The 18,517-nt window shown below is 62.5% G+C and carries 19 protein-coding genes and 1 pseudogene; 5 read left to right on the top strand and 15 right to left on the bottom strand.

Translation table 11 applies throughout. The features are described from left to right. Positions 1–23 precede the first annotated feature (23 nt). The gene (locus tag ACFQND_RS10665; protein WP_371437304.1) at positions 24–713 is read left to right on the top strand and encodes an aspartate/glutamate racemase family protein; all 690 of its coding nucleotides are present in this window, start codon (positions 24–26) and stop codon (positions 711–713) included. Positions 714–872: 159 nt separating this feature from the next. Here the strand turns inward: ACFQND_RS10665 and ACFQND_RS10660 are convergent, their stop codons facing one another. Further along, positions 873–1,814 (bottom strand): LysR family transcriptional regulator, encoded by a 942-nt coding sequence (locus tag ACFQND_RS10660; protein ID WP_371437303.1) that lies wholly within the window; start codon positions 1,812–1,814, stop codon positions 873–875. Between the two features lie 103 nt (positions 1,815–1,917). Between ACFQND_RS10660 and uraD the strand changes: the two genes are divergently transcribed. Together uraD and ACFQND_RS10650 are read left to right on the top strand one after the other, a co-directional pair. Then, positions 1,918–2,475, top strand: coding sequence for a 2-oxo-4-hydroxy-4-carboxy-5-ureidoimidazoline decarboxylase (uraD, locus tag ACFQND_RS10655; RefSeq protein ID WP_371437302.1), 558 nt, complete (start codon positions 1,918–1,920; stop codon positions 2,473–2,475). A gap of 19 nt (positions 2,476–2,494) precedes the next feature. Then, complete coding sequence (locus tag ACFQND_RS10650; RefSeq protein ID WP_371437301.1) at positions 2,495–3,475, top strand: Bug family tripartite tricarboxylate transporter substrate binding protein; 981 nt, start codon at positions 2,495–2,497, stop codon at positions 3,473–3,475. A 70-nt stretch (positions 3,476–3,545) separates the two neighbouring features. On the opposite strand, the pseudogene ACFQND_RS10645 reads toward ACFQND_RS10650, so the two are convergent. From ACFQND_RS10645 to ACFQND_RS10600, 10 genes and pseudogenes are all read right to left on the bottom strand, one after another. Further along, positions 3,546–3,710: pseudogene (locus ACFQND_RS10645) on the bottom strand (IS6 family transposase); the annotation flags it as partial. Positions 3,711–3,739: 29 nt separating this feature from the next. Then, a complete protein-coding gene (locus ACFQND_RS10640; protein ID WP_371437300.1) occupies positions 3,740–5,443 on the bottom strand; it encodes an FAD-dependent oxidoreductase in 1,704 nt (567 codons plus the stop codon). 80 nt (positions 5,444–5,523) lie between these two features. After that, the gene (locus tag ACFQND_RS10635; RefSeq protein WP_371437299.1) at positions 5,524–6,495 is read right to left on the bottom strand and encodes a Bug family tripartite tricarboxylate transporter substrate binding protein; all 972 of its coding nucleotides are present in this window, start codon (positions 6,493–6,495) and stop codon (positions 5,524–5,526) included. 59 nt (positions 6,496–6,554) lie between these two features. Beyond that, positions 6,555–7,610: a 4-hydroxy-2-oxovalerate aldolase gene (dmpG, locus tag ACFQND_RS10630; protein ID WP_371437298.1), complete on the bottom strand. Its 1,056-nt coding sequence runs from the start codon at positions 7,608–7,610 to the stop codon at positions 6,555–6,557. 12 nt (positions 7,611–7,622) lie between these two features. Continuing rightward, complete coding sequence (locus ACFQND_RS10625) at positions 7,623–8,537, bottom strand: acetaldehyde dehydrogenase (acetylating) (protein ID WP_371437297.1); 915 nt, start codon at positions 8,535–8,537, stop codon at positions 7,623–7,625. 69 nt (positions 8,538–8,606) lie between these two features. After that, a complete protein-coding gene (locus ACFQND_RS10620) occupies positions 8,607–9,587 on the bottom strand; it encodes a Bug family tripartite tricarboxylate transporter substrate binding protein (protein WP_371437296.1) in 981 nt (326 codons plus the stop codon). Between the two features lie 32 nt (positions 9,588–9,619). Continuing rightward, complete coding sequence (gene mhpD / locus ACFQND_RS10615) at positions 9,620–10,420, bottom strand: 2-keto-4-pentenoate hydratase (protein WP_371437295.1); 801 nt, start codon at positions 10,418–10,420, stop codon at positions 9,620–9,622. A 6-nt stretch (positions 10,421–10,426) separates the two neighbouring features. Further along, a complete protein-coding gene (locus ACFQND_RS10610; protein ID WP_371437294.1) occupies positions 10,427–11,395 on the bottom strand; it encodes a 3-carboxyethylcatechol 2,3-dioxygenase in 969 nt (322 codons plus the stop codon). After that, positions 11,392–13,071, bottom strand: coding sequence for a bifunctional 3-(3-hydroxy-phenyl)propionate/3-hydroxycinnamic acid hydroxylase MhpA (gene mhpA, locus ACFQND_RS10605; RefSeq protein ID WP_371437293.1), 1,680 nt, complete (start codon positions 13,069–13,071; stop codon positions 11,392–11,394). Before mhpA ends, ACFQND_RS10610 begins: the two co-directional genes overlap by 4 nt. A gap of 17 nt (positions 13,072–13,088) precedes the next feature. Then, positions 13,089–13,979 (bottom strand): alpha/beta fold hydrolase, encoded by an 891-nt coding sequence (locus ACFQND_RS10600; protein ID WP_371437292.1) that lies wholly within the window; start codon positions 13,977–13,979, stop codon positions 13,089–13,091. A 457-nt stretch (positions 13,980–14,436) separates the two neighbouring features. On the opposite strand from ACFQND_RS10600, the gene ACFQND_RS10595 reads away from it, so the two are divergent. After that, positions 14,437–15,249: a DNA-binding transcriptional regulator gene (locus ACFQND_RS10595; protein ID WP_371437291.1), complete on the top strand. Its 813-nt coding sequence runs from the start codon at positions 14,437–14,439 to the stop codon at positions 15,247–15,249. A 13-nt stretch (positions 15,250–15,262) separates the two neighbouring features. Here the strand turns inward: ACFQND_RS10595 and ACFQND_RS10590 are convergent, their stop codons facing one another. Then, complete coding sequence (locus tag ACFQND_RS10590) at positions 15,263–15,835, bottom strand: DUF1439 domain-containing protein (RefSeq protein ID WP_371437290.1); 573 nt, start codon at positions 15,833–15,835, stop codon at positions 15,263–15,265. Between the two features lie 163 nt (positions 15,836–15,998). Between ACFQND_RS10590 and ACFQND_RS10585 the strand changes: the two genes are divergently transcribed. Next, positions 15,999–16,286: a hypothetical protein gene (locus ACFQND_RS10585; RefSeq protein ID WP_371437289.1), complete on the top strand. Its 288-nt coding sequence runs from the start codon at positions 15,999–16,001 to the stop codon at positions 16,284–16,286. A gap of 92 nt (positions 16,287–16,378) precedes the next feature. Here the strand turns inward: ACFQND_RS10585 and ACFQND_RS10580 are convergent, their stop codons facing one another. The 3 genes from ACFQND_RS10580 to ACFQND_RS10570 all read right to left on the bottom strand — a co-directional run bounded on the left by ACFQND_RS10580 (position 16,379) and on the right by ACFQND_RS10570 (position 18,517). Beyond that, complete coding sequence (locus ACFQND_RS10580) at positions 16,379–16,630, bottom strand: hypothetical protein (RefSeq protein ID WP_371437288.1); 252 nt, start codon at positions 16,628–16,630, stop codon at positions 16,379–16,381. A 205-nt stretch (positions 16,631–16,835) separates the two neighbouring features. Continuing rightward, positions 16,836–17,708, bottom strand: a complete 873-nt coding sequence (locus tag ACFQND_RS10575) for a PA4780 family RIO1-like protein kinase (protein ID WP_371437287.1) — start codon at positions 17,706–17,708, stop codon at positions 16,836–16,838. Continuing rightward, positions 17,705–18,517, bottom strand: a complete 813-nt coding sequence (locus ACFQND_RS10570; protein ID WP_371437286.1) for a tRNA-uridine aminocarboxypropyltransferase — start codon at positions 18,515–18,517, stop codon at positions 17,705–17,707. Before ACFQND_RS10570 ends, ACFQND_RS10575 begins: the two co-directional genes overlap by 4 nt.

The raw sequence follows: 18,517 nt of genomic DNA, 5'->3' as shown, positions 1-18,517 counted from the left end.
GGGCACATCCAGGAGACCCCGCCATGCCCCAGCACATCGGTATTGTTGGCTGCTCCGCCGAAGGCGCAGCACTTTGTTATCGCACCATCTGCGCCGAAGGTGCGCAATGGCTCGGTCCGCATGCGCACCCCGAGGTCTCGCTGCACACACCTTCGCTGGCCCTGTATGTGGACTGCCTAGACCGCGGTGACCTGCAGGGCGTGGCGGCGCTGATGCTGGCGTCTGCCCACAAGCTCGCGGCCGCGGGTGCCGATTTTTTGATCTGCCCCGACAACACCATTCACCTGGCGTTTTCGCTCGTTGAGCCGCACTCCCCGCTGCCCTGGTTGCATATTGCCGAGGTGGTCGCCGCAGAAGCTACCAGTCGCGGCTTCAAACGTTTAGGCATCACCGGCACACGCTGGCTGGTAGACAGTGAGGTGTATCCGGAGAAGTTCGGCGCACGCGGGCTGGACTACCTGCGACCGAACAAGGCAGAACGTGACGAGATTGGTCGCATCATCATGGACGAACTGGTGGCCGGTGTTTTCAAACCCGAATCCGTGGCGTATTTTCAGCAGGTGATGGCGCGCATGAAAACCGAAGGCTGCGACGCCGTGGTGCTTGGCTGCACCGAAATCCCGCTGATTATCAGCGACGCGAATTCGCCGCTGCCAACGCTGGACTCCACACGCCTGCTGGCGCGCGCGGCCTTGCGCCGCTGTTTAAGCTGAGCGTGAAAAGAAGCCTTCCCCGAATGATTCAGACTGATTGCCGTCGCGGCCTCACTGGGCTCTGCGGCACTACCGCGACAGAACCCGCGTTCATCCGGATAGCGTAGCCCAGCTTACACCCGATCCTCGTTTGATTGCGTGCCCGCAGGAGCATTGTTATCAGGCAGTGCGCGCACCTTGTCCACGTGCTGCCACAAGGCAGTCCTGCAGCGCTGCGATGAGCCGCTCTGACACCAGCTTCACGATCGGGCCGGGCGGCTTGGTGGCATCCACGGCCACGCTGATCTCCTGCGGTTCGGCCCCCCGGTCGCGCACAGGGATAAAGACCAGTTGACCGCTGGCCAGCTCCGGCGCCACGTCCAGCTCGGATGTGAACACCACATGGTTGCCGCCGAGCGCAAGCTGCTTGACCAGTTGCAGCGAGTTGGTCTCGGTATAGCGGCGCGGCTCCTTGAACAGCCAGTTGTACTGCGCCTCGAGATGGCGCCGTATCGTCAGCGCCTTGCTCTGCAGCGCGACCGGGTGGGCCATGGCCTCCTGGAAACTCACCGTCTCGCGCTGCGCCAGCGGGTGCCCGGGCGCCACCACGCAGCCCAGCGGCAGCGCGCTCTTCCAGAGCACCAGCAGCTCCCGGCGCGGTTTCAGATTGAAGATGGCAGCCAGGTCGGCCTGGCCGGTCATCAGTGCAGCCTCGGCATCGTCGGGAGTGGCCAGCGCGATGGACAGGCTGACCAGCGGATGCTGCGCACCCAGGTCCCGCACCAGGGCGGGCATGACGCTGGTGGCATGGCTGTCCATGGCCACCAGCGACACATGGCCCTGATGGATGCCCTGGATGCGCCGGATCTCGGCGACCACCCCACGTTCGTCCTGCAGCCAGTGGCGCGCCAGCGCGATGAGTGCGTCGCCCGAGGGTGTCAACCGCATGCCGCGCGGCAGCCGTTCGAACAAGGGCACGCCGAGCTCTTCCTCCAGGTGCAGGATCTGCCGGTTGATGGCCGAAGCCGCCACGTGGAGTTCGCGCGCGGCCTTCTGGATGGAGCCCGAGCGCGCAACCTGGTCGGCGTAGCGCAGTCCGGCGGGAACGAGCGAATGGCGCATGGATGGGTGGGGAGAAATGTAGCTAGAGTGTACTGATTTTGCGTATGCAGCATTGCAAAAATGGTGATGGACGGCAATGATTTGTGTCCCTACGATCCGTTCCATGACAACACGATCCAGCCTGGAACACCTCAATACCTGCGCGCCCGAGGTCTTTTGCGCCGCCCTGGCCGACATCTGGGAACACGCGCCCTGGGTGGCACGCGGCGTCGTAGGCCAGCGCCCTTTTGCGACCGTCGAAGCGTTACACACGGCGATGGTGGGGGTGGTGGCCGGGCGGGACGAGCCTGCGCGCATCGCCTTCTATGCCGGACACCCGGAGCTGGCCGGTGAAGACGCCCGCCGGGGCACGATGACCGATGCGTCCATTGCGGAGCAGGGCACGCTTTCGCTGGCGCGGCTGGATGCACACGAGGCCGAACGCTGGAGCGCGCTCAACCGGGCCTACCGTACACGCTTCGGCTTCCCGTTCATCCTCTGCATCCGCCGCCACACGCGGGAGTCGGCCCTGCAAGCCTTCGAGCAGCGCCTGGAGCACGACCGCGCCACCGAGCTAAGCACCACACTTGGCGAAATTGCCGCCATCACCCGCCTGCGGCTGGACCGCCTGGTGTCCGATGTTTCCCACGAGGCCAGCCACGGCGAATCCATTCCTTCCTGACCTACCACCGGAGTTACCCATGAACATTCGACGCAGAATTTCCCTCCTGACGTGCGCGTTGGGCCTGCTGGCCGCGGCGGTGCCCGCCGGCGCCCAGGGCACCTATCCCGACCATCCGGTGAAAGTCATTGTGGCGCTGCCTGCCGGCGGCGGGGTGGACATCATTGCGCGCCTGGTCGGCCAGAAGCTGGCCGCCGTCACCGGCCAGCCCTTCGTGGTGGACAACCGGGCCGGTGCCTCCGGCCGCATCGGCCTGCCGGTGGTGGCCAAGGCCGCGCCGGACGGCTACACGCTGATGGCTTCACCCGCCTCGTTCCTGACCACCAACAAGAGCATCTTCAAAGAGCTGCCTTACGACCCGCAGGCTGATTTCGCACCCATCACCAAGCTGGCCAACCAGTCCATGGTGCTGGTGGTCAAGGACAAGCAGAGGTTCTCCAGCGCAGGCGCTCTTCTCGCCGCAGCCAAGGCCAAGCCAGGTAGCCTGAACTACGCCAGCTCGGGCGACGGCAGCCCGCAACACCTGGCCGCGCTGATGTTCGAGACGCGGGCCCAGGTGCGCATGACCCATGTGCCTTACAAGGGCGGCGCGCTGGCCATCACCGACCTGCTGGGCGGCAACGTTGACCTGCTGCTCGCGCCCTTGCCCGAGGCGCTGCCGTACCTCAAGTCCGGCAAGCTGACCGCACTGGCGCTGATGAGCGACAAGCGCTCGGCGCTGATCGCCGATGTGCCCACGATGCGCGAAGCAGGCATCCCGAACATGGTCATGCAGACCTGGATCGGCCTGCTGGCGCCAGCGGCTACCCCGCGCGCCCTCGTGGACCAGTTGAACCGCCAGGTGCACGCCATCCTGCAGAGCGAGGACGTGAAGAAGCAGCTTTATGAGATAGGCATGGAAATGGCACCCACCACCCCCGAGCAATTCCAGCAAACCATCGCACAGGAGATCGCGCTGCATGCGGAACTGGTGAAGGCTGCGGGGCTTGTGCCGCAATAGAGGGGCTGCAGGGAATCCGGTTCTGTTGCGGCAGTGCAGCGGAGCCCGGTGAAGCCAGGCGGCCGCCTGCTCAAAAGGCCAGCGAGTAGAACCTCGATGCTGCGGGCGAGACTTGTCCTTCAGCGCAATCGAGCCGTCCCTTCCTGATCATGTGCATCAGCGCAATGCCGGCAATCAGGATGCGTGCGCAGCGAAAAGATTTGAATCCGGGCATCGGTCGCACGATGCGACTGATCGCGTCGCTGGTTTCCGGGTGGGCACCTGTTACTGGATCTTATTTTCCGCAATGTGCATGGCGGCAACATAAGCAAACGCAAGGGCGGGGCCGAGGGTAATGCCGGGGCCGGGATACATGCCAGCCATGACTGAGTTCATGTCATTCCCGCAGGCGTACAGGCCCTCGATGACGGTCTTTTCATCTGTCAGCACGCGCCCGTTGAGGTCTGTTGCCAAACCGTAGCAGGTGCCAATGTCACCTGGCTGCATGCGGATGGCGTAGTAGGGGCCTTCGGAGAGCGGCGCGATGCAGGGGTTGGGGGCATGTTCGGGGTCGCCGAGCGCCTTGTTGTAGCCGGTCGATCCCTTGCCGAAAGCGGGATCGACACCGCGTTCGGCGTTGGTATTGAATTCAAGAATCGTCTTGCGAAACGCTTCGTCGGGCACCCCGATTTTTTGGGCCAGCTCCGCCAGCGTGTTGCCTCTGCTCATGTAGCCCCTGGCAACAAGGGCGTTCTGGATTCGCCGGCTGGGATGGGACATGCCGAAGCAGTATTTGTCCAGGTATTTCTGCGTGGAAACAAGATACGCATCAACTGAGCCGGCCGCATCTTTTTGCTTCAGCATCGCCTGGGTAAAGTCGTGATAGTTGGTGGATTCGTTGACAAACCGCCTGCCCGCCTGGTTGACTGCGATGACACCCGGCTTGGACCTGTCCATCATCAGGTGGGGGAAGTTAAAGCTTGAACCATCCTTGCGCGCAACCCTGGACACCGGCGACCAGAACGCCGGCGTGGCGGGGCGCTGGCCCATGGCCGCGCCATTTGACAGGGCCAGCTGGATTCCGTCACCGGTACAGGACTCAGGCGCAGCAGTGTGCACTTCTGCCCCATCGGTAAAGAATTGTTTGCGCAGCTCGACATTGCGTGGAAAGCCGCCCGTGGCCAGCACAACGGCCTTGCGCGCGCGTACCTTGCGCAGCGCTCCCTGGTAAGTCAGCTCCACACCGCAAACACGCAGCCCATCGTGCAGCAGCGCCTTTACACCGGCACTGCGCCACACGGGGACATCGAGTTTCAGCAGGCTGGCGTAAAGCCGGGCCACCATGGCATTGCCGATAGCAAGGCGGGTTCCCCGCGCATTGAGCGTGACACGATCCATGATGTAGCGCGTGACCAGTCTGGCCGTATGGGTGAACCCCGCCCACGAGCGGTACCGGCTCAGAATCTTGTTGGCATCGCCGACCGTGACCATCATCCCGCCGAGAACAAGGTATTCAGGCGGTGGCATCCTCACGTGCGCGATGTTCTTCCCGAGTTTGCGGGCATCAAATTCGAGAATCTCCAGTGCCCGGCCACCCATTGTTCCGCCGGGAAGCTGCGGGAAGTAGTCGGGCGTCGTTTCCCTTAATGAAAATGCAACTTCGGAATTTTTTTCCAGGTATTCGAAGGCCTGCGGTGCAATGGACAGATAGCGCTGGACAAAAGCTTCGTCCATGTGCGTGCCAATGCAGGCCGTCACATACTCCCAAACCTTCCCGGGCGAATCCTTGACTCCGGCACGTTGGGCCAGGTGGCTTCCGGGCACCCAGCAGACCCCGCCCGAGTAAGCCGTACTCCCGCCCAGGACTTCCGATTTTTCGACGAGAAGAACGCTCAGTCCCTCCCGCGCAGCGACCAGTGCTGCTGTCATGCCTGAGGCGCCCGCCCCGATGACGACCACGTCCACTTCGACGTCTGCTGATGTATCCATTTTTGTTGCCCGGTACTAGCTGTTGATCATTCTTTGTTCTGGCGCAAGGCACTCAGGAGTGCCTTGCGCCATTCATGCCATCAGTCCAGCGTGATATTGAGTTGTTTGATGATCGGGCCGAAACTCTTTGCCTCGTTGTCAATGAGCGCACGCGCTTCTGCGGGGCCGCCCTGCAGCGACCGGATCATCATGGTGTTGAGAATATTCTTTACTTCCTCTGAAGCCATGACGGCGGCCACCTCTTTTGAAATTCTGGCCACGACAGGCTCAGGAATGCCCTTTGGACCGACAAGGACGGCATATGCATTCGGGATTTGAATTTCGGGGTATCCGGCTTCAGCAAGTGTTGGTACATCCGGGAAGGCGCTCAGCCTTTTGTCGGAGTTGATTGCGAAAGTCCTGATCTGCCCGCTTCGCATGAACGCGTTCGACGAGCTGGCTTCGTTGAGCATAAAGTCCACCTGCCCGCTGGCCGCAGCAAGTGCCTGCGCGGCGCCGCCCTGATAGGGGACCTGCGTCATCTTCATCCCGGCGCCATTCATGAAAAGCTCCGAAGCCAGACGGCCTGCAGACGTGGCCCCGGGGTTTGCGTTGGTGAGCTTTGTGGGGTTCTTTTTGGCGTGTTCAATCACATCTTTCAAGGTTTTGAACGGGGTGTTGGCACCGGCCTGAAAGGTATAGGTGTACACACCGATTGGCGCGATGGGGGTGTACGCATTGACATCGTAGGGCAGGGATTTGTAGAAAAACTGATTCGTGGAATAGGGCTGGCCCAGCGTGTAGTAAAGGGTGTAGCCATCAGCCGGTGCACTGGCAACCGCGATGGACGCAGGGATCAGGTTGCCGCCGGGCTTGTTCTCAACCACCACATTCTGGCCCAGCCTCTTGCCCAGACCCAGAGCGATCGGGCGCGCAAGTGAGTCCAGCGCTCCACCTGCCGGAAAGGGCACGATGAGCTTGATGGGCTTGTTCGGGAAGGTATCTTGAGCGTATGCGCCCACGTAGCCGGTTGCAGTGAGTACGCCAAAAAAAATACTGGTCAGTGCTTTCATGTTTTCTCCTTTGATTGTTCGTGAATTTTGTGTAGAACCTGTTTGCCGCCTGCTTCTCGCTACGCGACTCTGGAAGGCTGGTTTGTCCGGGGTGTTGCGCGTTCGCGCGCCATTGTCATGGCGGTGTCCTCGATCATGTCCTCCTGGCCACCCACCATGCCGCGCCTGCCCAGTTCCACCAGCAGATCGCGCGACGGCACGCCGTACTTTTCCCCAGCGCGTTTGGCGAACAGCAGAAAACTCGAATACACACCGGCATAGCCGAGCGTGAGCGAATCGCGGTCAATGCGGATGATGTGGTCCATCATCGGAACGACCAGGTCTTCTGCAACGTCCTGGATTCTGAACACGTCCACGCCAGTCTCAATACCCATGCGTGCACACACGGCGACGAACACTTCCATGGGCGTATTGCCCGCGCCCGCGCCCAGGCCGGCTGCCGCAGCGTCAATGCGGTTGGCGCCCACTTCAATGGCAGCAAGCGAGTTGGCAATGCCCATGGCCAGGTTGTGGTGGCCGTGGAAACCCAATTCTGTTTCAGGCTTGAGCACATTGCGCACGGCGCCCACCCGCGTCCTCACGTCTTCCGGCAGCATGTAGCCGGCGGAGTCGGTGATGTAGAGGCAATTGGCGCCGTAGCTCTCCATCAGCAGCGCCTGCTTTGTCAGTGCTTCGGGGCTGCTCATGTGCGCCATCATCAAAAAACCGACGGTGTCCAGGCCCAGGCTTCGGGACCGGTTGATATGCTGTTCGCTGACGTCTGCCTCCGTGCAGTGGGTCGCGACACGGATGGTGGAGACGCCCAGCTCGTGCGCCATCTTCAGGTGGTCTATCGTGCCAATGCCCGGTATCAGCAAGGCTGATACCTTCGCTTTTTTCATGAGGGGGATCACCGCGCCCAGGTATTGTTCATCGCTGTGCGCCGGGAAACCATAGTTCACGGAGCTGCCCCCCAGGCCGTCGCCATGTGTGACCTCGATCAGGGGCACGCCCGCCTCATCCAGGCCGCAGGCCACGGCTTTCATCTGTTCAAGCGTCATCTGGTGGCGCTTGGGGTGCATGCCGTCACGCAGCGTCATGTCGTGGACGGTAATTTTTTTGCCTTGCAGGTTCATGGCCTTATTCCTTCAGACGGTTGCCGGTTCAAGAGTCAATGCGCCGGAGATGATTTCCTCGGCGAACATTTCAGCGGTGCGCGCTGCCGCCGCCGTCATGATGTCCAGGTTGCCCGCGTATTTGGGCAGGTAGTCGCCCAGACCCTCCACCTCCATAAAGATGGACACGCGCTTGCCGTCGATCACAGGGCCGTTGACGAGCCGGTAGCCGGGTACATACTTCTGTACTTCCCGGATCATGGCGTATACGGATGCCTCGATCTCCGCTGCTTTTGGCTGCTCCACCGTCAGGCAGTGAATGGTGTCGCGCATGATGAGCGGCGGCTCGGCGGGGTTGATGACGATGATGGCCTTGCCCTTTTGCGCTCCGCCGATTTTTTCAACGGCGCCCGCCGTCGTGCGTGTGAATTCATCGATGTTCCTGCGCGTGCCGGGGCCGACCGAGCGGCTGGACACCGTTGCAACAATCTCGCCATAGGCCACGGCCTGCACGCGCGAAACGGCTGCGACCATGGGGATGGTGGCCTGGCCGCCGCAGGTGACCATGTTGACGTTCATCGCGCGCTTGCCAACCTGCTCACGCAGATTGACCGAAGGCACACAATACGGCCCGATGGCCGCCGGGGTCAGGTCGATCACCAGCACGCCCAGGGCGTTGAGCTTGCGGCTGTTCTCGGCATGGACATAAGCACTGGTCGCATCAAAGGCGATTTGTACGCCGTCCGCCAGCACATGCGGCAGCAGCCCGTCCACGCCTTCAGACGTGGTCTTGATGCCCATCTCCCTGGCACGCTGCAAACCATCGGACAAGGCATCAATGCCGACCATCCACACCGGCTCCAGCACCGTGCTGCGCTGAAGTTTTGCCAGCAGATCGGTCCCGATGTTTCCCGGGCCAATGACTGCGCATCTGATTTTCCTGCTCATACTTTCTCTCCAGAAATGGGACCCGGGTGGGCCCCTTGTGTCGCACGGTTTTCAGGCCGAACGGGCTTGTCAATCAACCACGGCTCCGCTGGCCTTGACCAGGGGTGTCCAGCGGTCCACTTCGCCTTTCATGAAAACGGCAAACTGCTGGGCATTCATGGGCAGCGGATGCATGCCCTGGTCCGCAAAACGTTTCGTGAGGTCCGGAGTGTTGACAGCTTTGGCGATGGATTCGTTGAGGGTCGCTACAACAGCGTCGGGCGTGCCGGCTGGTGCGACAACGCCAAACCAGACACTGGCATCCAGCCCGGTGACGCCACCCGCAGACAGGGTAGGCACGGAAGGCAGGCTGGCAAAGGGCTTTGCATTGGCGACAGCCAGGGCCTTCAGCTTGCCTGCCGTGATCAACGGGCCGCTGCTCGCGACGACATCAAACATCATGTCGACGCGGCCGGTCACCAGGTCCTGCAGCGCGGGACTGGAACCCTTGTAAGGGATGTGGACCAGCGTGGTGCCGGTCTTCAGCGCCATGGTCTGCCCCAGCATGTGGCCGATGGAACCCAGTCCCTGTGATGCATAGGTCAAACCACCTGGCTTGGTCTTCGCCAGCGCGATCAGTTCCTGCACCGAGTTGGCCGGGTTGTCCCTGGAGACAACCAGGATCATGGGCGTCTGCACGAAGGCGCTGACAGGTTTGAAGTCTTTCAGCGGGTCGTATGAGAACTTGCTGAACAGTGTCTGGTTGATGGCAAACATTTCAGTGGCGCCAACAAACAGGGTGTAACCATCCGGCTTTGCCTGCTTGACCATTGAGCCTGCAATCTGCCCGCCGCCGCCTGGACGGTTGTCCACCAGAACTGGCTGACCCAGTGAGTCGCTCATTTTCTGGGCGATGTTGCGTGAAATGGTGTCTGTCGGCCCACCCGGTGCAAAAGGGACGACCAGGGTGATCGGTCTGGACGGGAAGGCCTGTGCGGAGGCGATACCCGCCAGGCTGACCAGTGACAGGGCAAGCAGGCCCCGGATGAATGTTTGAAGTTTGTGCTGCATGTTGACTCCTTTTGGTGTTTGAAAACTGAAACTCAGGATTCACTGAACTTGCCGATGACCGAACCCAAACCCGAAATACGCACGTCGAAAACATCCCCCGGCGACACCGCGGCCATGGGCCCCAGCGCCCCGGTGAGAATCAGGTCACCTGCCTTGAGCGGCTGGCCCAGCGTGGCCATTTTGCGAGCCAGCCAGACGGCGGCATTCAGGGGATGGCCAAGGCAGTCCGCGCCGCTTCCTGAAGAGACCTGCTTGCCACGCAGGGTCATTTCCATGGAACAGGTTCTCAGGTCCAGGTCGTGCAGTTTTTTCGGCGTGCCGCCCAGCACGACGAGGCCGCTGGATGCGTTGTCGGCAACAGTGTCGAAAAACTTGATGTCCCATTTCGCAATGCGGCTGTCGACGATCTCGATCGCCGGCAAGGCATACGCGGTGGCATTGACGACGTCGAGAAATGTAGTGGATGCATGCGGCAGGTCTTTTTCCAGAACCAGCGCCACTTCAGCCTCTACCTTGGGTTGCAGGAGCCGGGACATCGGGACAACTTCGTTGTCGCCGTAAATCATGTCCGCCAGCAGCGTGCCGAAATCCGGCTGCTGCACGCCAATCTGGCGCTGCACCGCGGCCGAGGTCAGTCCTATCTTCCGCCCGACGATCCTGCCACCGTTCGCCAGTGCGTGGGCCAGATTCAACTGTTGCACGGCGTAGCCCATCCCGGCCACGGCTACTTCGTCCATGCCCTGGGTTTCACTGCGCAAGGGCGCAATGGGTGTTCGCGATTGCATGGCAGTGCGCAACCGGGCGGCCCAGCGTTCTACGTTGTCGTTTGTCATGTTTATTCAGTCCGTGTGTGTGGCATCGGTGTGCATGAACAGCACGCCAAAGCCGGCAATAAGTTCGGGGATAGCCTGGTAATGGCGGTAGGCGGTGCGCACGCGTCCTTGTGGCAGGCTGGCGCGGCCAATCAGCCAGGATTTGGACTCCTGCGCGGACATGCCTGCCTCCGCGTCAATGGAGGCGTCCGTCATGCGGCCAAAAAAATCACGATCCGCGCGTTCAATGGCATCCATCCAGCGTTTGTCCCAGTCGGGATTGAGCGGCTTCATGCCCTGGTCGCCGGCCGCCAGTGCGATACCCGCCGCCACTGCACGTTCGACGCGCAGTTCCCGGTCGGCGGGAGTGGCTTCTGCCCGCGCGATGATGCGCTCGCGGACTTCGGGGTTGGGGTGGTCCATCCCCGGTATCGGCGGTTCGTGCGAGAGCCCGCCTGAGCCGATCACCAGCGTACGGCCCGGCAACGTGTCGAGAAATCCGCCAAGCGCCTCGCCCAGTTGCAGGCAGCGCTTGAGGCGCGGAATGGCGGGCGGCGCAACGGCATTGATAAAAATGGGAACCACCGGCGGAGATTGCAAACCGCCCCACAGCAGGTGCAGCGGCTGCACGATGCCATGGTCAACCCGCATGCGCCGTGAAACCGCGGGGTCAAAACCGGCATCCATCAGGTGGGTTGCCAGCGCCAGCGCCACAGGCCCATCAACATTCAGGGGGCCGCTCGGCATGAGGTAGTCCCCCACGGAGGTGGCCTCGCTGCCGATGCATAGCGGTGGCATCAACTCATTAAAGAACCCGTTGTAATGATCCGGCCCAATGAGGATTACCCGATCCGGGGCCCAGGCGCGAACGCCCGCCCTGGTGGATTCGATGGCAGCGAGCAGCGATTGTTCGACAGTCGCGCTCAGGCTGGCCAGGCCCAGCAGGGGTGTGTGCGACAGGCCGAGGAATGCGCGTGCCTTGCTTTCTGTGCTCATGCGGCCTCCGCGCAGGGTGCATGGCGCTGTGGCACCGCAGCCATGCCAGCCTTTGCCGGCGCAAGACCCATATGGGTGGCGAGCGTGTTCAGGGTTGCATCCAGCTCCCAGGGATGGCACACGGCCGCCACGATGCGGTCAGGCCTGAGGATGATGACAGCGCCGGCTGCGGCATCAAACCAGCGTTTGAAGCTCCCGTCACGGTCCGCCAACACCGCGCCGTCTTCGGGCACGGCACGGGTCAGGTCCTGGCAAGGCGGCCGCACCACGACTGGCAGGGCGTTCAACTGGTTGAGGATATGGCGCGATCCGGGCGTGATCCAGGCGTCTACTCCCACGCTCCAGCTGATGAGGCCGAAACGCAGTCCAATCACATCGTCCAGCCGCCTGGCCTGGCCCGAGTTGTCCGTCAGCCAGGGCTGCACAAGCATCTTGCCGCTCAAGCCTTTCGGGTCGGGCGCGCCGCGGTGAACCACCACGCCGGCCTTGAAGAAGGGCATGGGCTTGAAGCGCATCTCGCCGATGTACCTGCGCACACCGGCCGACCTGAACAGCAGTGGTGCGAGAAAGTTGCGGGCCATGCGCAGCAAACGATGGGAGGGCGCAAATATCCGGCCCACCAGCACCGACAGGTCAATCATGGCGCCTGCATGCGCATGGCGCTCCTGGGTGTAGGTATCGAGCAAGCGGTCATCGGCGACCTTGCGCACCGACAGCGCCAGTTTCCAGGCGAGGTTGGTCGCGTCGCGAATGCCGGTGTTGAACCCCTGGCCCTGCCAGACAGGCATCAGGTGCGCCGCATCGCCGGCCAGGAAGACCCGGCCCTTGCGAAAGTCAGGCGCAATGCGCGCATGATGCATGTAAACGCGGTGTCGGATCACACGCGCTTGCACATGCGCCGGCAGAACGCGCGCCAGCAGCTCCTTGATGCGGGCGGGTTTGGCATACTCGGCCTCGTCGGCGCCCTCTGGGACCATGAACTCAAAACGCCGGATGCCGTGCGGCAAGGCGATCTCAACATAGGGGAAGTCGTCGTTGAGGACCAAGGCGACATTGGGCGTGCCGATCGGGTCGTCTGCCAGGTCGATTACCAGCCAGCGCGTGGACTCGCTTTTGCCGTCGAAGGGAAGGCCGAGCCTGCCGCGCACGGGACTGCGCCCCCCGTCGCAGCCGACCAGGTAACGGGCCGAGAGCGTCCTGCACGTCCCCTCAGACCCACCGTTCTGGTCAACCGGCTGCGCATCTATCCTTATATGGTTCTCTTGCTCGGTGAAACCTTCGATCCGGTGCTGCATCAGCACGGTGACATGCGGAAAGCGTGCAAGACCCTCAAGCAGCACCTTGTCCACCAGGGGCTGGATGAAACCGTTTCGCCGTGGCCATCCGTAGGGCTGGCCCGGCGGGTTGATGGCGATCAGCGTTTTTCCGCGACGGTCCACAAAACTCATGATCTGGTCAGGGACGGTGTGTTTGCTGACCTTGTCGGCCAGGCCCACGGCCTGAAAGCTGCGCAGGGTTTCGTCGTCCATGCCCACGCCGCGCGGGTAGTCGATGATTTGCGGCAGCACCTCCACTACGAGCGTGCGTATGCCCAAAACGCCGAGGTGATTGGCCAGCGTCAGGCCGGTCGGCCCTGCACCAGCAATCACCACGTCCCATTCTGTATCTTGTGTCATGCCTGGGTTTTCAAGCATCATGCAATGGGCGTTTCGGCAGGCCGGCCGAGCAGGAAGTTGATGTGAAGGCGGTCAAATGTCGGTACGTCTTCCCATTGGGGCCAGTGGCCGCAGTCCTGCATCACAACAAACTGTGCGCCCGGGATCATGTCCGCAATGCGGCGGCCTTCGGTGACGTCGGCTGTGGGGTCATGGGATGTCCACAACACCAGAGTCGGCGACTGGAAGCGACCATAGTCTTCAGGCGTGATCAGGTTGCGCGTGCGCACTTCCATGTCCTGCAAAACCATCGCATTGGCCATGGCCTGCTTGAAGCCCGGCTGGGAATAAATGGCCTGGCGGCAGGCCACCAGGTCGTCCGTGGCCTTCTCGGGATGGGCCATGAGCCATTCCACGCGGGCCTTGATGAACTCCCAGGTCGGCTCTTCGGCTGCGCGGGTCGACAGGCTCTTGATGCGTGCCATCACGGACGGTTCGGCGCGTGAACCGCCTGCTGTGTTGAGCACAACACGTTCGACGCGGTCCGGGTGATTTGCCGCAATGCGTGACACCACCCAGCCGCCCAGCGACTCCCCGCTCAGGCGCGCCTTGTCCCAACCCTGTGCATCCATGAACCGGAGGATGTGGTCAACGTAGTGGCTGATTTCATAGGGGTGGTCGGGTTTGTCGGACCAGCCGTGGCCCAGCATGTCCAGCGACCATGTATTGAAAAACCGGCCGTGCGCCTTGAGGTTGCGCGCGTAAGCCTCGGCGTGGCCGCCGGCACCGTGCAGGAAGATGAGCGGCGGCAGTGACTGGTCGCCAGCTTGCAGATAGCGTGTGCTGATGCCACCGGCATCCAGCCAGCCCTGTGAATACGACGTGCTGCGCAGGTCTTGCCACAGGCTTGTGTTGGATGAATTGATCATGTTTCTTTTTTCCCAAAGAGTTGAGCCGCGTGAGCGCTTGTTTCGACGTGAAGGAATCTTCGATGCAAAGCGCAAAGCTGTAAACGGCGTGCACCCAGTGCACCTTTGATGCGGTAGAAACCCCTAGTACTACAACCCGAAAATATCGAAACATGAAGATGCGTCTTCGCACCCATGACGGCGTTGCAACCCTTGTGAAGGCGCATGGCCTTCCTTCACTGCGGCCTGGCGCCAGCCCTGGGCGTGAATCCATCGTTTTCATCTTGTTTCGCTACGTCCAGGTTGCAGTACCAGTCAGCGGCGGCGCGCGAGGTTCAGGGACGACCAGGCCCATGACCGGGCAACGAAACACTTTCATAGAATCACAGCCAGCGTGCGGTCTTCATTGCGAACGGCCACCTGCACACTGCGCGCACCAGACGCATCTTTTTCCGGTATTAACACTGCGAACGAAACCATGAGTACATCCATCGGCATTCCCGACGCGGCCTACAAGGAAGTGCGCGGCCTGTCGCGCGGACTGCAGTTGCTCAGGGCGTTGAACAGGGCACCCGGAGGCATTGCGACGACCACTGAACTGGCCAGGGCCTGCGCCATGCACCGGACAACCGTCAAGCGGCTGCTGGAGACATTGCGTGCCGAGGGCCTGGTTCGCCACGGCGAGCGGGACGGCCAGTACTACCTGACGTTTGAGGTCCGCAGGCTGAGCGAAGGCTTTGAAGATGAAAGCTGGGTGGCACAGGCGGCCACGCCCCTGATGCACGCGGCCGTGAAGGAGCTGCTCTGGCCTTGCGACCTGACCACCATGGAGGCCGGTTTCATGGTCGTTCGCGAGTCGACCCACCGCTGGAGCACGCTGTCGCAGCACCACGCCATGATCGGGCAAAAAATGCCCCTGTTTGTGACTGCTGCGGGCCGTGCATACATGGCCGCCTGCTCAGAGGAGGAGTTTGAAGCGTTGATGAAGATCCTGCGCGTGCGCTCCGACTGGATTGGTGAGTGGGCCAGGGACAAGGCCCGGATCCGCAAGAGGGTGCGCGAAACCAGGCGCCGCGGTTTTGCCATCAACGAGGGTGAATGGGTGACAGAGGAACACTTTGGCGCCATCGCCGTGCCGGTTCACAGCGACAACACCCTGCTGGGGGCCATCAACCTGATTTTCCCCAACGATGTCGTGTCTCCAAAAGACATGAAAGAGCGCTTCGCGCCGCGGCTGCTCAAGCTTGCAAAATCCATAGGAAAAAGCAGCCAGGCATGGCTTGAAGATTAAGCAGGCTTGCGCCTCAGCCACCCATCGGTTTCGGCGCAAAGCTGATCACCAGCCCCTGCGCTGTCACGGTGATTTTGTCCGGCTGCAAACCCATGCCGTCGGGCAGCGCCAGGTCTTGCGGTTTCAGCGTGTGCAATACCGCGTCCTGCAGCGTCTGTTCTGCCAGCGCAGGCCCATAGGCTGAAAGAAGCTGCGACGGCCCCGGCGGCAGGCCATCAAACCGTAAGGCGTTCACACGCAGTTGCGAGGCGCGTATGGTCAGGTCGCTGGCCTCGTAGCGCAAGGCAAAGTCCACGTCGAAGGTGCCCGCGTAGCTGCGCCGCAGTGCCTGGCCGGCGGCCTGCATGGCCATCTCTGCGCCCAGCCGGTTTTGCTCGGTCATGAAGCGCAGGCGCGGTGCCTGTGCATCCAGGTTCAGCAGCCCGGCTACCGGGTAACGGCGCGGGAAGCGTTTGGCGATGGCCTGCTCCAGTTGTTCGGCTGATACCTTGTAGCTGGGCTGCGCGCGCGCCAGCGTCAAGGCCAGCCAGCCCATGCCACCCAGCGTCAGCCGGGCCGCCCCATGTATCCACTGTCTGCGCTGCATCCGTGTGTCTTTCACCAAAGCGTCCATTGTGCCCACCAGGGGCCATGCACACCTTGTAACCTGCATACACCCTTCACCACAAAAGTGACATCAGGGCGATACCTGGCAGGCGCCTAATGGATAAGCTCAGCCAGCATGCGTGGCCGGGCGTCAGGAGGTCGTTATGAAAACGCTTCTTTCCCTGCTGGCCGTGGCGGCCCTGTCGGGTTGCGCGGTGTACCCACCTGTCGCATACAACACCTATGACGGCAGTGTGGTGGCGCCTTATGCCGTGGTGCCGCCGGCGTACATCTATGGCGACGTGTATCCGTTCGGCTTTTACGGCGCTTACTCCCTGGGTTATTACCGGGGCTTTCCGCGTTACGCGTCACCTCGCCTGCATGCACCCGGCATGGGCCATGGTCCGCGCGGCGGTTTTGGCGGTGGCGCTGGTGGTTCGCACCGGCACTAACGGGTTTTTGGTACGTGCTGATTGGCTGCGGCCACGGGTCGCCGCCGGGGGCAAGGCCGGTTAAAGCGCAGGCAAACGCAGGTAAGCGCCGCCTAACGCCCTACCACCGACCAGCCCGCCTTGAGGTTGGTCTTGTCGTTCTCGTATTCCCAGCGGGTGCCGCAGCGGTCGCAGCGGTAGCTGGTGATGGAGATCAGGCCGTGGCGGCGCGTTTCGTGGCGGTTGTCGCCCTGCACCAGCTCGGGGTGGCCGGGGGCCTTGCGCCAGTTGCGCTGGATGCCTGCGCACGAATCGCACAACTCCATCTTCTTCAATTCATTTTGGCGGTTCGGGTCTTGGGTCATGGGATTGGCTCTGGGTTGGTGATGGGCGCGCGGCCTGGGTGGCGCCTGGCGGGCGCCGCAGCGCACATTTACCTGCATTGTCGCAAATTTTGGGTCAAATCAGGCGCAGGCCCTTGATATGCCTGCGCAACACGCTATCAAAAAAAGAGTAAATCAGAAGAGCCACGGCCCCGCGCCGGGCAGCCTCAGGGCGTTCCCGGTTCTTTTATACGGTCATGCGCAGCCGGCGCGCCGCGTCTTCGGCCCGCGCGTCGTCAATCTCGCGCATCACGCTGCTCAGGTCCACGTCGTGCTTCTGCGGTGTAAAGCGGCCGGTCAGCGGTGTGTCGTTTGTCAGCAGGCCGGTCTGGTACAGGCTCCAGATTTCGGGGCCGTACTGCGTGGCCAGCAGCTCCGGCGCAAACTGGCCAAAGAAATCGCGCAGATTCGCCACATCGCGCAGCAGCATGCGCGGCGCATGGTTGTTGCCCGCCGCGTCCACGGCCTGCGGCAGGTCGATGATGACCGGGCCATCGCGGCCCGCCTCGTCACCCTCGCCCGGCGTGTGCGCCAGCAGGATGTTGAACTCCGACAAATCCCCGTGCACCACACCCGCGCACAGCATGCGCACCACCTCGGCGATCAGCGTGCTGTGGTGGGCGCGGGCATCTTCGGGCGTGAAGGCCACATCGTTCAGGCGCGGCGCGGCGTCGCCGTGTGCGTCCGTCACCAGCTCCATCAGCAGCACGCCTTCGTGAAAGTTGTAAGGCGGCGGCACGCGCACGCCCGCCGCCGCCAGGCGGTAGAGCGCATCCACCTCGGCGCTTTGCCAGGCCGCCTCCTGTTCCTGCCGGCCAAAGCGGCTGCCCTTGGCCATGGCGCGGGCCGAGCGCGAGTTTTTTACCTTGCGGTTCTCGGTGTAATCCACCGCCTGGCGAAAGCTGCGGTTGTTGGCCTCCTTGTAGATCTTGGCGCAACGCGTCTCATCGCCGCAGCGCACCACAAAGACCATGGCCTCCTTGCCGCTCATCAACTGGCGCACCACCGTGTCGATCAGGCCCTCTTCAACAAGGGATTGCAATCTGGGAGGTGGTTTCATGCGGTGTGGGGGCTGGTGGGGGAAGGCGCTATTGTCGTACCCCCGCCAAGGGCGTCACCGGGCACACGCAAATCGCGCAAACGCCGGTGCGCCGCGTCGCCCAGGTCCACCGGCCGCTGGTTCTTGGCCTGCAGGTAGTGGTTGGTGAACACATCCAGGTAAGCCTCCAGCGTTTGCGCCGCATGGGTCTCACCGGCCAGCTCCAGGCACAGGGCGGCTACTTCAGAGGTGCAAAAGTGCTCATCACGCTGCGAGCGGCGCAGGCGGTAGCGTGAGAGTTGCTCGCTCTGCAGGCTGAGCACGGGAAAGCTGTCCAGGTAAGGGCTTTTGCGAAACATCTTGCGCGCCTCGGGCCAGGTCGCATCCAGCAGCACAAACAGCGGGCGCTTGCCCGCCCTGGCCTCAGCTGAGGCGATCAGCCTGTCGGTGACCACCCGCTCAGTCGCCACAAACTCCCCCGGAAACACCAGGTACGGCTGCCACTGCGGATCGGCCAGCAGGGCCAGCAGCGCAGGGTCCACCTCGGTGCGCGCCCAGCCAAAGGCAAAGGTGTCGGCCACCACATCGGCAATCAGCCAGCCCGTGTTGCTGGGCTTGAGCGGCTCCACGTCGGCCATGATCAGGCAGACCCCCGCACGCACAGGCAGGGCCGGGCGCAAGGCACACAGGCAGTGGCTGGTAAGCAGGCGGCAACCCGCGCAGCGCTCTCCGCTAGGGCCGCCGCGGGCCAGAAAGGGTTTGGTGCTGCGCGCCAGGCGGGCGGTGCGCAGGCGAGAGACGGCGTGGGGTGCGGGGCCGGTCGTGTCCAT

Origin of the sequence: Polaromonas aquatica, from assembly GCF_042659145.1 — a bacterium.
GTDB lineage: Bacteria > Pseudomonadota > Gammaproteobacteria > Burkholderiales > Burkholderiaceae_C > Polaromonas > Polaromonas aquatica.
The sequence above is the reverse complement of the archived record's forward strand: the minus strand, read 5'-3'. Positions and strand labels throughout refer to the sequence as shown.

Excerpts from the sequence above, each read along its gene's own strand:
- ACFQND_RS10650 (WP_371437301.1), top strand. The coding sequence starts at position 2,495 with ATGAACATTCGACGCAGAATTTCCCTCCTGACGTGCGCGTTGGGCCTG.
- ACFQND_RS10595 (WP_371437291.1), top strand. The coding sequence starts at position 14,437 with ATGAGTACATCCATCGGCATTCCCGACGCGGCCTACAAGGAAGTGCGC.
- mhpD (WP_371437295.1), bottom strand. The coding sequence starts at position 10,420 with ATGACAAACGACAACGTAGAACGCTGGGCCGCCCGGTTGCGCACTGCC.
- ACFQND_RS10610 (WP_371437294.1), bottom strand. The coding sequence starts at position 11,395 with ATGAGCACAGAAAGCAAGGCACGCGCATTCCTCGGCCTGTCGCACACA.
- ACFQND_RS10575 (WP_371437287.1), bottom strand. The coding sequence starts at position 17,708 with ATGAAACCACCTCCCAGATTGCAATCCCTTGTTGAAGAGGGCCTGATC.
- ACFQND_RS10665 (WP_371437304.1), top strand. The coding sequence starts at position 24 with ATGCCCCAGCACATCGGTATTGTTGGCTGCTCCGCCGAAGGCGCAGCA.
- ACFQND_RS10660 (WP_371437303.1), bottom strand. The coding sequence starts at position 1,814 with ATGCGCCATTCGCTCGTTCCCGCCGGACTGCGCTACGCCGACCAGGTT.
- ACFQND_RS10635 (WP_371437299.1), bottom strand. The coding sequence starts at position 6,495 with ATGAAAGCACTGACCAGTATTTTTTTTGGCGTACTCACTGCAACCGGC.
- dmpG (WP_371437298.1), bottom strand. The coding sequence starts at position 7,610 with ATGAACCTGCAAGGCAAAAAAATTACCGTCCACGACATGACGCTGCGT.
- ACFQND_RS10580 (WP_371437288.1), bottom strand. The coding sequence starts at position 16,630 with ATGACCCAAGACCCGAACCGCCAAAATGAATTGAAGAAGATGGAGTTG.
- ACFQND_RS10600 (WP_371437292.1), bottom strand. The coding sequence starts at position 13,979 with ATGATCAATTCATCCAACACAAGCCTGTGGCAAGACCTGCGCAGCACG.
- ACFQND_RS10640 (WP_371437300.1), bottom strand. The coding sequence starts at position 5,443 with ATGGATACATCAGCAGACGTCGAAGTGGACGTGGTCGTCATCGGGGCG.
- ACFQND_RS10590 (WP_371437290.1), bottom strand. The coding sequence starts at position 15,835 with ATGCAGCGCAGACAGTGGATACATGGGGCGGCCCGGCTGACGCTGGGT.
- uraD (WP_371437302.1), top strand. The coding sequence starts at position 1,918 with ATGACAACACGATCCAGCCTGGAACACCTCAATACCTGCGCGCCCGAG.
- ACFQND_RS10620 (WP_371437296.1), bottom strand. The coding sequence starts at position 9,587 with ATGCAGCACAAACTTCAAACATTCATCCGGGGCCTGCTTGCCCTGTCA.
- ACFQND_RS10570 (WP_371437286.1), bottom strand. The coding sequence starts at position 18,517 with ATGGACACGACCGGCCCCGCACCCCACGCCGTCTCTCGCCTGCGCACC.
- ACFQND_RS10625 (WP_371437297.1), bottom strand. The coding sequence starts at position 8,537 with ATGAGCAGGAAAATCAGATGCGCAGTCATTGGCCCGGGAAACATCGGG.
- ACFQND_RS10585 (WP_371437289.1), top strand. The coding sequence starts at position 15,999 with ATGAAAACGCTTCTTTCCCTGCTGGCCGTGGCGGCCCTGTCGGGTTGC.
- mhpA (WP_371437293.1), bottom strand. The coding sequence starts at position 13,071 with ATGACACAAGATACAGAATGGGACGTGGTGATTGCTGGTGCAGGGCCG.